Below are 12781 nucleotides of genomic sequence, written 5' to 3' on the forward strand. Positions count from 1 at the left end.
ACTTAAGCGGATGTTCAGATTCGCATTTAGAGCACCGATGCGACCAGATACCGCAGAGCTGTCGGCGTCACGTGATCCGAACGGAAAAGGCCGGGAAGCTTGCACTTCCCGGCCTTATGCCAGTATGGGCGCAATGTCAGCTACGGCGCATAGCGCGTAAAGACATAGTCGTGATTGTTCACGCGCGCCTCGTGACAGGCAAAACAGGTCTCGTGCTGAGCCTGGTCGGCTGGAACGCCATTGATAAACCGGCCAAATCCCCAACCGCCGGAGGCCGCGTACTTCTTCGCATCCTTGACCATGACCTGCACCGTCGTTGCCGCACCCGGAACCGAGGCGGGCGCGAACTCGGTCGATGGCGTGCGCTTCCAGGCGAGCTTGACGAGCACGCTGCCATCAGGAAAAGGAAGCGTGCCGTCGCGATAGGCCTTGACGGCGATATCGTTGCCGACGACCACGCGCAGCTCGTTCAGAGGTGCATCCTCGAGCGCCGGCGCGATCAACTCCCACTGCCGGTAGCCCTCGGGAAGGGAAACGCCGTAGATCGGCGAAACGGGCTTGGCGGCAGGTGTTTCGCCGGCGAGCGAGCCGATCGCGAAGACGGTGGCGCCGACAGCCGTGGCGGCGGCAAGCAGCATGATTTTCCCTGTCATGGCAGCCACTCACGCAAGCCTATCGGCATCGATGATCGCCTGGGCGAAGGCCGCCGGCGCCTCTTGCGGCAGGTTGTGACCGATGCCGCCGGTAATCGTCCGATGCTCGTATTTGCCGGTGAACTTCTTGGCGTAGGAGGCAGCATCCAGGTGTGGCGCGCCATTGGCATCGCCTTCCATGGTGATAGCAGGCACGCCGATATCGGGCAACTTCGCGAGCTTGCGCTCCAGCGCATCGTATTTCTTCTCGCCCTTGGCGAGATCGAGCCGCCAGCGGTAATTGTGAATGGTGATGGCAACATGATCCGGATTTTCGAAGGCTTTTGCCGTGCGATCGAAGGTGGCGTCGTCGAAATGCCATTGCGGCGAGGCGAGCGTCCAGATGAGCTTGGCGAAATCGTGCCTGTTGGCATCATAGCCCGCACGCCCGCGTTCGGTCGCGAAATAGAACTGATACCACCAGGAGAGTTCCGCCTTCGGCGGCAGCGGCTTTTCGTTGATCGCCTGACTGCCGATCAGGTAGCCGCTGACTGAGACCATGGCCTTGCAACGCTCCGGCCAGAGCGCGGCCATGATATTCGCCGTCCGCCCGCCCCAATCATAACCGCCGACAACCGCGCGCTCGATCTTCAGCGCATTCATGAAGTCGATCATGTCGACGGCAATCGCCGCCTGCTGTCCGTTGCGCGGTGTCTTCGAAGACAGGAACCGCGTCGTCCCGTATCCCCGTAGATAGGGAATGAGCACGCGATAACCGGCATCAGCAAGAACCGGCGCGACATCGACAAAGCTGTAGATGTCGTAGGGCCAGCCATGCAGCAACAACACGGCGGGCCCATCGGCCGGGCCGAGCTCTGCGTAGCCGATATCGAGCACGCCGGTCTTGACCTGCTTCAGCGCTGGAAAGGACGTATGCGTGCCCGACTTGACCGACGCAAGCGCGCTACTTCCCGCTCCCGCCGTCTGCGCACGCACAGTGCCGGCAATGCCGACAGCGGCGGCAGCGAAGGCCGCAGCGCCAAGGAAGCGGCGGCGTTGGTGATTGGTATCATCGGACATGGGGGCCTCTCGATTGTCGGTTGCAGGAGAGCGCGAATGCTCAGCTTGAGAGCTAGCGCGAGCCCCAACGGACCGACAGGCAACCGAGGTATGAAATGGCCTATATGTTGGTATAGAGCGCGGACGCGGCCATGCCGGACAGCTAACGTTTCACCCCTTCTCCGCACGCTTTTCGGCCAGGCTGTCGAGCGCATCCGCATTGGCCCGCCCCCAGCCGTAGAGCAGTTCGATCGGCTCCACGAGCCGTTTGCCAAGCGGCGTCAGCGTGTAATCAACGGCGGGCGGCACCGTTCCGTAGACCCGGCGCGTCACCAGCCCGTCCGCCTCCATGTCGCGCAGCGTCTGCGTCAGCATCTTCTTCGAGATACCGGGAAGGCTTCGCTGCAGCACGCCGGTGCGCGCGCAGCCGTCGAGCCGCGTGTCCAGCACATGCAGGATCATGCTCGTCCACTTGCTGGAAAAGATCTCCAGCACGCGGCGCGGCGCGCAATCCTCGCGCCATTCGTGATCGGGTGAGCCGGCTCGCATGTGGTTACCTCAGGGTGTCTATGTCTCGAATGGGTGCCTTCTAGCGACAAACGGCCGAAATGGCTACATGCGGAAAAACAGCCCGAGAGACATCAGGAGACAGGCATTTGAACAAGGCATTGATCGCAGGCGCAAGCGGCATCGTCGGCAGCGCCACGGCGGAACTCTTGAGCGGCAAGGGCTGGCAGGTCCTCGGCCTCGCGCGCAAGCCGCAACAGGCGCCCGGCGTGCAGCCGCTTGCCGCCGACCTGCTCGATCCCGCATCGCTGAAATCCGCGCTTGACGATGTCGCCCCCACGCACATCGTCATCTCCACCTGGCTGCGGCAGCCGACGGAAGCGGAGAACATCCGCGTGAACTCGGCCATGGTGCGCAATCTTCTTGATGCCGTCAGGCCCTCGGACACGGTGCGCCACGTCTCACTGGTCACCGGCCTCAAGCACTATCTCGGCCCCTTCGAAGCCTATGGCAAGGGCAGCCTGCCGCAGACGCCGTTTCGCGAGGAGCAGGCCCGTCTCGACATCGACAACTTCTATTACGCACAGGAAGACGAGGTCTTCGCGGCGGCGGCCCGCGACAGCTTCACCTGGAGCGTCCACCGGCCGCACACCATCGTCGGCAAGGCGGTAGGCAACGCCATGAACATGGGCACGACGCTCGCCGTCTATGCGAGCATCTGCAAGGAAACCGGCCGCCCCTTCCGCTTCCCCGGCGTTGCCGCGCAGTGGGAGAGCCTCACCGACATGACCGACGCACGCCTGCTGGCGCGCCACATCGAATGGGCATCGACGACACCAGCCGCCGCCAACCACGGCTTCAACGTCGTCAACGGCGACGTCTTCCGCTGGAGCTGGATGTGGAGCCGGATCGCCGCGTGGTTCGGCATCGAACCGGTCGCCTTCGACGGCGTGGTCCGCCCGCTCGAACAGCAGATGGCCGACGATGCCGACCTCTGGCGCGCAATCGCCAGGCGCCACGGCCTCGCCGAGCCTGATATCAACCGCCTGGCCTCGCCCTGGCACACCGACGCCGACCTCGGCCGGCCGATCGAGGTGGTCACCGACATGTCGAAAAGCCGCCGCATGGGCTTCCTCGACTACCAGCCCACCGATGACGCATTCTTCGACCTGTTCAAGCAACTGCGGGCCGACCGGTTGATTCCGTAAGCCTCGCCTTCGCCAGACGCGGATCATTGACGGATTGTAGTTTTAAAATCACAATCCGTCATGTTCTGGCTTCAGCCAGAAGCGCGATATCGCCGAGGCGAAACGGCTGCTCAGCGAATGGAATGAGAACAATGGCTGAGAAATTCACCCACTACGATCCAGCCGATGACCTGACATCGGACGAAGCAATTGCCGTCTTCATCGAGGAAGCGTTCGAGACCGAGGACGCCGCCTATATCGCCCATGCGCTGGGCGTCGTTGCGCGCGCCGAGGGCATGACCCAGATTGCCAGTGAGACGGGGCTATCCCGCGAGCAGCTCTATCGCTCCTTCAGCGCCGAGGGCAACCCGACACTGAAGACGACGCTATCCGTCATGAAGGCGCTTGGCATCGGCCTGACGGCGAAGGTGGCTGCGCACGCCGATCGAGAGGCAAAGGCGGCCGTTAAACCGTAAACGCCTCGCGGCACGCCGCAAGCGCCGCCTCGGGATCACCCGAGGCAAACGCTTCCATGCCGAGCGGCCCGGCATAGCCCATCCCTGCGGCGCCCGCGCGATACCATCTCATCATGCTCCGGCCAGTTCCACAGCCCGACGCCGAAGCCCATTTCCTTCAGCCTGGAGGCCCGCCATTCGATCGGTCGGTCGCGTCAGATCATCTCGGCGCAGGCAGCGAGCTAGAAAGGCGAGCTCATGCGATCCTCCCGATCATGCATGCTGATTTCTGTTCGCAATAGAGCCGAGATCGAGGTCAGCCGCAGTGCGACATCGCGTGCCATGCCGGCACATGGAATTGACAATTGTCATGAGAGGTTCACGCAGCAGGCATAACTCGAAGGGACGGCTTCTGAGAGAGGAACTGAGATGGCTGATATCACCAACGAGACTATCCACCGGGATCACGAAAACCACCCGCTGCACGGGTCGGCTTCGAAAAAGTGGTTCCTTCCAGCGATCATCCTGCTGCTTGTCGCCGGTCTCGGCTATGTCGGTTACGCGCTCGGGCGCGATCTCACCAGCGTTGCCGCCGTTCCCTGGATCATGCTCGGACTGGCGCTTTTGATCGCGCTCGGCTTCGAATTCGTCAACGGTTTCCACGACACCGCCAACGCCGTCGCGACAGTCATCTACACCCGCTCCATGCCGGCCGAACTCGCCGTGATCTGGTCGGGCTTCTTCAATTTCCTCGGCGTCATGATGTCGAGCGGCGCGGTGGCCTTCGGCATCCTGGCGCTGCTTCCGGTCGAGCTCATCCTGCAGGTCGGCTCCGGCTCCGGCCTCGCCATGGTCTTCGCGCTCTTGATCGCCGCCATCCTCTGGAACCTCGGCACCTGGTATCTCGGCCTGCCGTCCTCGAGCTCGCACACGCTTGTCGGCTCGATCATCGGCGTCGGCCTCGCCAACCAGTTTTTGGCGCCTGCAGGCAGCGCCACCAGCGGTGTCGACTGGTCGCAGGCCACCAATATCGGCCTGTCGCTGCTGATCTCGCCGCTGATCGGCTTCGGCCTCTCCGCCGTCCTGCTTCTGGTCATGAAGGTGCTGGTGCGCAACAAGGCGCTCTACGAGGAGCCGAAGGGCAACAACCCGCCACCGCTCTGGATCCGCGGCCTTTTGATCTTCACCTGCACCGGTGTCAGCTTCGCCCACGGATCGAACGACGGGCAGAAGGGCATGGGCCTGATCATGCTGATCCTGATCGGCCTCGTCCCCACCGCCTTCGCGCTCAACCGCACGCCTGACGTCAACTACCTCGAAGCCTACAAGAGCGCGTCGGCCCAGGTGGAAACCGCGCTCGGCAAATATGTGAAGCCGGGTGCGGCCGCCGGCGATTTCCGCGTCGAGGTCAGCAACGCCGTGAAGAACAAGGTCTGGACGGACGCAACGACGCCCGCCCTTCAGCAGTTCATCCACGCCACAAGCGCCGAAGTCGCCGGCTTCCCGACGCTGGAGGCCGTGCCCACGCATCTGGTCAGCAACGTCCGCAACGACATCTACCTGATCGGCGAAGCCCTGAAGCTGATCGACAAGCAGAAGCTGCTTACTATGGAGCCGGCCGACCTGCAGGCGGTGAGCGCCTATCACAAGGCGGTCGACAACGCGACCAAGTTCATCCCGCTCTGGGTCAAAATCGCCGTCGCCATCGCACTCGGCCTCGGCACCATGGTCGGCTGGAAGCGCATCGTCATCACCGTCGGCGAAAAGATCGGCAAGACCCACCTGACCTATGGCCAGGGGGCAGCCGCCGAAGTCGTCGCCATGGTCACCATCGGCGCCGCCGACCATCTCGGCCTGCCGGTTTCGACCACCCACGTGCTGTCGTCGGGCGTCGCCGGCACGATGGCGGCGAACGGTTCCGGCCTGCAATGGTCGACGGTGCGCAACATGCTGATGGCCTGGATCCTGACGCTGCCCGCCTCCATCGCCATCGCCTTCGTGCTCTTCATCATCCTGCGCCAAGTGTTCTGAGGCCTGAGCCGATAACGCAATTGAAAAAGCCGGGAAGCGAATGCTCCCCGGCTTCTTTGTTCCAACAATCCGCCACCGATCAGACGTAGCGGTTGACGACGTTTTCGAGCAGTTCCTGCTGGCCGGACTTCGGCTGCGGGTTGATGTCCTGGCTCTCGACGCGGGCGGTGATCTGCTCCAGCGAATATTCGCCGCGCAGCATCTTCTGGCTTTCGGCCGAATCCCAGCCGGCATAGCGGTTGGCGAGCGGCTGCGACAGCGCCTTGTCCTCGATCATCTTGGCGGCAGCCTTGAGACCGCGGGCGCAGCAATCCATGCCGCCGATGTGACCGATCAAGAGGTCGGCGGGATCGAGCGACTGGCGGCGCAGCTTGGCGTCGAAGTTGGTGCCGCCGGAGGTGAAGCCGCCGCCTGCCAGAACCTGGTAGTAGGCCAGCGCCATTTCCGGAACGTTGTTCGGGAACTGGTCGGTATCCCAACCGGACTGGTAGTCGTTGCGGTTCATGTCGATCGAGCCGAAGATGCCGAGCGCGTTTGCAAGCGCCAGCTCGTGCTCGAAGGAATGGCCGGCGAGGATCGCGTGGCCCTGCTCGATGTTGAGCTTCACTTCGTTTTCGAGGCCGTTCTTCTTCAGGAAGCCGTAAACCGTCGCGACGTCGTAGTCGTACTGGTGCTTGGTCGGCTCCTGCGGCTTCGGCTCGATCAGGATCTGGCCCTTGAAGCCGATCTTGTGCTTGTACTCGACCACGAGATTGAGGAAGCGGCCCATCTGGTCGAGCTCGCGCTTGAGGTCGGTGTTGAGCAGCGTCTCATAGCCTTCGCGACCGCCCCACAGAACGTAGTTCTCGCCGCCGAGCGTCATCGTCGCGTCCATGCAGGTCTTTACGGTCGCGGCGGAGAAGGCGAAGACATCGGGATCGGGATTGGTTGCGGCACCCGACATGAAGCGGCGGTTGGAGAAGAGGTTCGCCGTGCCCCAGAGCAGCTTGGTGCCGGTGGCAGCCTGCTTTTCGGCGAAGTAATCGACGATCTCGTTGAGGTTCTTGGTGTTCTCGGCGAAGTTCTTGCCCTCCGGGCGCACGTCGGCGTCGTGGAAGCAATAATAGGGCGCGCCGAGCAGCGAGAAGAATTCGAAAGCGACGTCAGCCTTCAGCTTCGCAGCCTTCATCGTGTCTTCGAACCACGGACGCAGGAACGTCTGCCCACCAAAGGGGTCGCCGCCCGGCCATGTGAAGGTGTGCCAGTAAGCGACCGCGAAACGCAGATGGTCTTCCATCCGCTTGCCGAGAACGATCTCGTCCGGCTGGTAATAGCGGAAGGCCAGCGGATTGGTGCTGTCCGGGCCTTCATACTTGATCTTCTGGATATCGCCGAAAAATCCGGTGCTCATGGGGTACTCCTCCTTGGGTGTGGTTTAAAAAAGTGTCCGTTATTCCGTGTGGCCCCCTCATCCGACCCTTCGGGCCACCTTCTCCCCGTTGGGGAGAAGGGGAGACCGGAGCGAGCGGCCCGCCACAAGTCTCTTCTCCCCAACGGGGAGAAGGTGCCGGCAGGCGGATGAGGGGGCTCCGACCTCAGTACAGGCGTCCTTCCGCCCTCAATGCGCCAGCGCCTTGATCGCCGGATAAAGCGCACGATACCGGCCATAGGCCTCCTCATACGCCCCGCTCAGCGCAGCATCAGGCTCGATCGTCCCATCCGTTTCCGGCGGCGTGCAGACCGCGACCGGATCAGCGCCCGTGGCCGCAATCAGCCCAAGCCGCGCCGCCCCGAAGGCGGCGCCGAAGTCGCCATCGGCGGGCAGGTCGACGGGGACGCCGAGGGCTGTGGCGATCGAGGCCAGCCAGTAGCGCGAGCGCGAGCCGCCGCCGATGGCGGTGACGCGGGAAATGTCGGTGCCGGCCGAGCGCAGCGCCTCGAGATTATCGCGGATCGCAAACGACACACCTTCGAGCACCGCCTGGGTCAGCACCACGCGGCTGCTCTCATGCTCGAGCCCGATGAAGGCGCCGCGGATGACGGCGTCGTTGTGCGGCGTGCGCTCGCCGGAGAGATAGGGAAGGAAGGTGACCCCCGATGGCGCCTTCAGCGTTTCGCCGAGTTCGGCAGTCAAATCCGCAGCCGACTTCGACGTCACGTGCGAGTGCCAGTTCAGCGCGTCGGTGGCGGACAGGATGACGCCCATCTGGTGCCAGGTGTTGGGCAGCGCGTGGCAGAAGGCGTGAACGGCGCTTTCCGGCTTCGGCAGATAGGAACCGTTGGCGGCGAAGAGCACGCCCGAAGTGCCGAGCGAGACGAAGGCCGCGCCATGGCTGACGGTGCCCATGCCGCAGGCGGATGCCGCGTTATCGCCCGCCCCGCCGGCAACGACGACGGAACCGGTGATGCCCCACTGCGAGGCGAGCTCGCCGCGCAGCTTGCCGCCCTCTTCCGTGCCTTCGACCAGCGTTGGCATATGCTTTTCATCAAGGCCGGTCGCGGCCAAGAGTTCGGACGACCACTTGCGCTTGCCGGTATCGAGCCAGGACGTGCCGGCCGAATCCGACATTTCGGAAATGTGCTCGCCGGTCAGCCATAGGCGGAGATAATCCTTGGGGAGCAGCACTTTGGCCACCTTGGCGAAAATCTCAGGCTCGTGCTTGGCGACCCAGGCAAGCTTCGGCGCCGTGAAGCCGGGGAAGACGATGTTGCCGGTGAGCTTGCGGAATTTCGGATCGGCATCGAGCGCCGCCGCTTCGAGATAGCTGCGCGTGTCGTTCCAGAGAATGCAGGGACGCAGCACCTTGTCGTCGGCATCGAGCAGCGTCGCGCCGTGCATCTGACCGGAAAGGCCGATGCCCCTCACGGCGGCAAGCTCCTTTGGATGCTTCGCCTTCAGCCCAGCGATCGCCTCCTCGGTGGCGCGCACCCAGTGCGAAGGCTCCTGCTCCGACCAGCCGTGATGCGGACGCGACACGTCGAGCGAACCATTGGCCGAGCCGATGATCTTCTGATCGCCATCGATCAGCATGGCTTTGACGCCGGAGGTTCCGAGATCGAGACCCAGATACATGTGTTTCTCCCTTTGCCGTTACGGCAGATTGTCTTTCAGAAAGATATCGAGACGGATGCGCTCCTGCGCGTCGATGACCGAGAGCCCGTCGGCCCTCGCCTTCAACACGCGGATGGCGCTGCGCACCTCGTGGCCCGCATCCTGGTTCAAGATTGCGTCGATCGTACCGTCGAGAAGGGCCGTGCGCGTATGATCAGTCAGTTCGTGCGCGATGACGGTGAGCGCTCGGTCGACGGATTTCTCCTTCAGCGCCCGGATCAGGCCGCGATTGCCGGCGCCGAGGCTGTAGACGCCGATGATGCCGTCGCGCTTCGACAGCGCATCCGAAACCAGCATATGGGCCATGTCAGGATCGTCGCGCCCCTCGATGACGGGCAGGATGGAGAGACCGGGAAACTCTTCCGCCATGACGGCCGCGAAGCCTTCCAGCCGCTCGCGATGGTCGCGCACCAGCATGGAGCCGGCGAGAACCGCGACGTCACCCTTGGCGCCACCGAGAAAACGCCCGAGCAGCCGCGCCGCTGTGCGCCCCGCCGCGATATTGTCGACGCCGGCGTAATGATGGCGCTGAGAGCCGGTAAGATCGGACACGACGGTGACGACGGGAATGCCATCCTGCACCAGCCGGTCGACCGCATCACGCACCTCGGGCGCATCGGTGGCGACCAATGCCACGCCGGCGGGACGCTCGATGCGCAGCGTATCGAGTGCTGCGGCAAGGGCCGTGGGATCGAAGGCCGGAACCTCGACGGTACGGATATCTGTGCGCTCCACCGGCGAGCGCGCAACGGCGGCCATCACCTCGGCGTTCAGCCCGTGCATGAAGGAATTGTCGCTGGCGGGGACGATGAACACGAACGAATAAGTCCGCCCCTTCGCGAGATTGGCGGCGGCGACGTCGCGCACATAACCGATCTCGCGAATGGCGGTTTCGACCTTCTCCCGCGTCACATGCCGGACGCCCGGGCGCTGGTTCAGCACCCGATCGACAGTCGCAAGGCTGACGCCCGCAGCTGCGGCAATATCGTGAACCGTAGGTCTCATCGCTCCTCCTGACGAGACCTTTAACGCCATTTCTGATGTACGTAAATCAGATTTTTTGGCGACGTGTTCTGCGTATTGAAATGACTGCTATTTTTCGTGATCCCTCGCGATTTCGGCTTCGAGCCTGCGCGACAAACGCTTCAGATCACGCGGCCTGCCGGCAATGCTTTCGATCGCCGCCACCGCCACATCCCGCGCGACATAGTCCGACTTGTGGCCCATGTTATGGATCATCAGCAGCCGCGCGCCCTTAATAGTGCGGGCAAGATGGCGTGCGTGGATATCGGGCGAGACGACGCTGTCGGTGTCGCCCGAGATGATCACCGTCGGCGCATGGATGCGGCCGTAGTGCTGTGAATTGCGCTTCGTCCATTCCAGGAGATTGGCGACATCGATGGCGTTGTCGCGGAAAGCTTTCGGCCCAAGCGCCTGCAGTGCCCGCGTCTCCTTGATGTAGCCGGGCGGCCGAGGATTGGGCGCGAAAACCGAGCGCGTGGCGCTGTCGATCATCGCAAGCCCCACCGGCGGCACGACGATCGCGCTGAACAGCGCGCCTGTTACCGGCACCTTCGCGGCATCGTAGTACCAGGCGATACCACCCGGCCACGGGTAGACCGCAGGCGATAGGAAAACGAGGCCGAGCACCCGGTCGGGATGCCTGAGCGCGAAGCTCGCCGCCACCGCGCCCCCGAAGGAATGACTGACGATGATCGCCTTCTTGATACCGCGTTTCGCCATGACATCAGCAATGGCATCGGCCTGCCCGTCTGGAAATGCATTTTCCTGGCCGCCGCGATCCGAACGCCCATGGCCGGGACGATCGACGAACAGAAGATCGGCACGCCCCTCCAACAGGTCGCGAAACGAAAAGACTGAATCGTAGAGATTGGCGCTGGCGCCGTGGATGAACACGATCGGCGGCAGATCCGGCCGCCGCGCCTTGAGATAAAGGCTGTTCATCCTGTAGCCGCCGACATCGATACGCGCCTCGTCAGCGGGCGGACTGGCGGCGAACACATGGTTCACGACAACGGACAGCATAAGGGTGAGAAGTGCAGCGAACCTGGCGGAAACTTTGAACATGAAGCGCGGTCGATCCCGATGATATCGCTGTACATACGCGAAAACGCCGGCTTTGGTTTCCCAAGCCGGCGCCAGAACTCGTCAATGCTGTCGTGATCCGTCAGTGGCCGCCGCCGCCCCCGCCACCGCCTTGCGGCGGCGCCGGCTTGTCGATCAGCACGATGCCGAGGATCATCGCCACGAAAAGTCCGGTAAGGATGACGAAGATATCGCTGAACGACATCACCATCGCCTGCTTGGTCACCATGCCGACCATCTGCTTGATCGCGACGGCCGCGCCATCCATGCCATAGGTGTCGAATTTCGACGCCATGTTGTTGATCTGATCGCTCGCCACGGGGTTGCCCCAGTCCAGATGCTCGCGGATGCGCTGGTAGTGCACGTCCTGGCGATTGGTGAGCACGGTGTTGATGACCGCGAGACCGACGGCGCCTCCGAGGTTACGCGTCAGGTTGAACAGGCCCGAAGCGCCGCGCATGCGCGCCGGCGGCATCGTGCCGAGCGCGATATTGTTGATCGGCACCATGCACATCATCAGACCGAAGCCGCGCAGGATCTGCGGGATGAAGAGCTCGTAGAAGTCCCAATCCGTGGTCACGCCGGTCATGATCCAGGTGCCGGCGGCGAAACTCGCGAAGCCGAGCACCATCATCATGCGCAGGTCCATCTTGGTCGACAGCTTGCCGGCGATCGGCGCCGTGAAAAACATGGCGAGACCGGAGACGAACATGGTCTCGCCGATCATCAGCGAATCGTAGCCTCGGATGCGCCCGAGATAGAGCGGGTAGATGTAGGTCAGGCCGTAGAGACCGATACCCATGACGAAGGAGAAGAGCGAGCCGACCGCGAAGTTTCGGTTGCTGAAGGCCCTGAGATCGACGACGGGGAAATCCACCTTGAAGGCGCGATAGAAGAAGATCACGCAGCCGATGGCAGATGCGATCGCGCCGAGAAGGATGTTGCGGTCATTGAACCAGTCGTTCGAGTTGCCCTCTTCGAGCACATATTCCAGTGCACCGAGGAAGACGCCCATCGAAACAAGGCCCCACCAGTCGAACTTCTTGAACAGCGAGAATTCCGGCTTGTCGAAATCGATGAAATTCCAGGTCACGATCGTGACGATGATGCCGGGAATGATGTTGACCAGGAACAGCCAGTGCCAGGAGAAGGCATGGCTGAGGTAGCCGCCGACCGTCGGGCCGATGGTTGGCGCCAGCGTCGCGATCAGGCCGATGATCGGCGAGACGATGCTGCGCTTGGAGGGCGGGAAGATCGTGAACGCCGCGGCAAACACCGACGGGATCATGCCGCCGCCGATGAAGCCCTGGATGGCGCGATAGACGATCATCTGATCGATATTCGTCGCGGTGGCGCAGAGCGCGCTGGCAGCCGTGAAGCCTGCCGCCGAGAAGGCGAACAGATAGCGCGTCGAGATGATGCGCGCCAGCGTACCCGACAGCGGAATCATGATGACTTCCGCGATCAGGTAAGACGTCTGCACCCAGCCGATTTCATCCGTGCCGGCGCTGAGGCCGGCCTGGATTTCGGCCAGCGACGCCGACACGATCTGAATGTCCAGAATGGACATGAACATCCCCACCACCATCGCGAAGAACGCGATGAGTTTGCGGGGGTCCATGGTGTCGGCTGCCGGCGCGGCCGGCATCGATCCTGCTGTTGTGCTCGCGGCCATCGGCCTACCTCGTCTATTACGTGGCCAGGTTACGCCCG

The 12781-nt window shown here is 63.0% G+C and carries 12 protein-coding genes and 1 pseudogene; 3 read left to right on the forward strand and 10 right to left on the reverse strand.

All coding sequences use genetic code 11. From position 1 onward, the window contains the following. Positions 1–140: 140 nt before the first annotated feature. The 3 genes from ACCD05_RS24550 to ACCD05_RS24560 all read right to left on the reverse strand — a co-directional run bounded on the left by ACCD05_RS24550 (position 141) and on the right by ACCD05_RS24560 (position 2240). Positions 141–653, reverse strand: coding sequence for a cytochrome P460 family protein (locus ACCD05_RS24550; RefSeq protein ID WP_413395932.1), 513 nt, complete (start codon positions 651–653; stop codon positions 141–143). A gap of 9 nt (positions 654–662) precedes the next feature. Continuing rightward, positions 663–1712 (reverse strand): alpha/beta fold hydrolase, encoded by a 1050-nt coding sequence (locus ACCD05_RS24555; RefSeq protein WP_413395934.1) that lies wholly within the window; start codon positions 1710–1712, stop codon positions 663–665. Between the two features lie 150 nt (positions 1713–1862). Continuing rightward, positions 1863–2240: a winged helix-turn-helix transcriptional regulator gene (locus ACCD05_RS24560; RefSeq protein ID WP_413395936.1), complete on the reverse strand. Its 378-nt coding sequence runs from the start codon at positions 2238–2240 to the stop codon at positions 1863–1865. 59 nt (positions 2241–2299) lie between these two features. Between ACCD05_RS24560 and ACCD05_RS24565 the strand changes: the two genes are divergently transcribed. Both ACCD05_RS24565 and ACCD05_RS24570 read left to right on the forward strand, forming a co-directional pair. Further along, positions 2300–3406 (forward strand): SDR family oxidoreductase, encoded by a 1107-nt coding sequence (locus tag ACCD05_RS24565; protein ID WP_413395938.1) that lies wholly within the window; start codon positions 2300–2302, stop codon positions 3404–3406. Positions 3407–3537: 131 nt separating this feature from the next. Further along, a complete protein-coding gene (locus ACCD05_RS24570; protein WP_413395940.1) occupies positions 3538–3861 on the forward strand; it encodes an addiction module antidote protein in 324 nt (107 codons plus the stop codon). Here ACCD05_RS24570 and ACCD05_RS24575 read toward each other — a convergent pair. After that, positions 3851–3976, reverse strand: coding sequence for a hypothetical protein (locus tag ACCD05_RS24575; RefSeq protein WP_413396017.1), 126 nt, complete (start codon positions 3974–3976; stop codon positions 3851–3853). The genes ACCD05_RS24570 and ACCD05_RS24575 overlap by 11 nt on opposite strands. After that, positions 3972–4121: pseudogene (locus tag ACCD05_RS24580) on the reverse strand (hydroxypyruvate isomerase); the annotation flags it as partial. The gene ACCD05_RS24575 and the pseudogene ACCD05_RS24580, both read right to left, overlap by 5 nt. A 148-nt stretch (positions 4122–4269) precedes the next feature. Here ACCD05_RS24580 and ACCD05_RS24585 point away from each other — a divergent pair. Next, the gene (locus ACCD05_RS24585; protein WP_413395942.1) at positions 4270–5871 is read left to right on the forward strand and encodes an inorganic phosphate transporter; all 1602 of its coding nucleotides are present in this window, start codon (positions 4270–4272) and stop codon (positions 5869–5871) included. Between the two features lie 79 nt (positions 5872–5950). Here the strand turns inward: ACCD05_RS24585 and xylA are convergent, their stop codons facing one another. The 5 genes from xylA to ACCD05_RS24610 all read right to left on the reverse strand — a co-directional run bounded on the left by xylA (position 5951) and on the right by ACCD05_RS24610 (position 12743). Then, positions 5951–7261 (reverse strand): xylose isomerase, encoded by a 1311-nt coding sequence (xylA, locus tag ACCD05_RS24590; protein ID WP_413395944.1) that lies wholly within the window; start codon positions 7259–7261, stop codon positions 5951–5953. A gap of 207 nt (positions 7262–7468) precedes the next feature. Continuing rightward, a complete protein-coding gene (gene xylB, locus ACCD05_RS24595; RefSeq protein WP_413395946.1) occupies positions 7469–8923 on the reverse strand; it encodes a xylulokinase in 1455 nt (484 codons plus the stop codon). Positions 8924–8941: 18 nt separating this feature from the next. After that, entirely contained in the window at positions 8942–9967 is a 1026-nt protein-coding gene (locus ACCD05_RS24600; RefSeq protein ID WP_413395948.1) for a LacI family DNA-binding transcriptional regulator, read from the reverse strand. A gap of 87 nt (positions 9968–10054) precedes the next feature. Then, the gene (locus ACCD05_RS24605; protein WP_413395950.1) at positions 10055–11050 is read right to left on the reverse strand and encodes an alpha/beta fold hydrolase; all 996 of its coding nucleotides are present in this window, start codon (positions 11048–11050) and stop codon (positions 10055–10057) included. Positions 11051–11150: 100 nt separating this feature from the next. Further along, positions 11151–12743, reverse strand: a complete 1593-nt coding sequence (locus ACCD05_RS24610; protein WP_413395952.1) for a DHA2 family efflux MFS transporter permease subunit — start codon at positions 12741–12743, stop codon at positions 11151–11153. Positions 12744–12781 lie beyond the last annotated feature (38 nt).

The organism is Rhizobium sp. Rhizsp42 (assembly GCF_047304155.1).
Classification (GTDB): domain Bacteria; phylum Pseudomonadota; class Alphaproteobacteria; order Rhizobiales; family Rhizobiaceae; genus Rhizobium.